Source organism: Mesorhizobium sp. WSM4847 (assembly GCF_055811335.1).
Genome location: NZ_JBVVPY010000101.1, coordinates 1 through 704, shown reverse-complemented (window position 1 = coordinate 704; position 704 = coordinate 1). Strand labels below are relative to the sequence as shown.

General features: G+C 58.2%; 1 pseudogene. It reads left to right on the top strand.

Annotation, left to right across the window (positions count from 1 at the left end):
- Positions 1-370: 370 nt before the first annotated feature.
- Positions 371-704, top strand: a pseudogene (locus tag AC0L28_RS34705) (helix-turn-helix domain-containing protein); the annotation flags it as partial.

Sequence of the window (704 nt, the reverse complement as noted above, 5' to 3'; positions counted from 1 at the left end):
CGACCCAGAGCATCACTGGCTGCGCCACAAGATTGCCGCCGCAGCGGCGGCGGGAACAGAGCTGGCGCATCCATCGAAAATGAGAGGGCAAACGGCTGATGCTTCGCCAAGGGAAGAAGCGTGATGCGATCGAAGTCTGGCACTATCTTCAGGACCGGGCTAGTTCATTACCCCCTCGTCCATCGGGGCGCGATGCTGGTTCCGCTGTCCCAACTCAGTGAAACCGACGCGCGCTGACTTCGAGCGAGCATCTGCTGTGAAGAAGGTATTCACACTTACAGCCAACTACACAAACCAAGACCCACCTTCTTCGACCGCCGTTCGGCCGCGTCAAGGCTTTCGCAGGCCATGTTCTCAGGGTGTTACCGAGGTGCATGCATCGATTCTGGCCGCGTATCTTGGCCCGGACCCTTTGGCAGGTAAGTCTTTGGCACGAATTGCGAGTTCTCGGATCTTCGGCAATCTGCCCAACGAAGTGCGGCAGATCGATGTCCTTGAGCACCGTTTGTTGCGGCCGGGGCGCTGCGCGCAAATCGTCATCATCGATTGTCGCGAATGGGAGCAACATGGGTACGGTCATGCGAAGCTCTCTTCCGGACTGGTGCAACTAGCCCTGGTTTCCGAAGCCAGGCTGGACCGAGAGGCGGTTTTCTCCGACGGGTATTCCGATTACCTGTTGTGGCCACTGATCGAGCAGGAAGTTG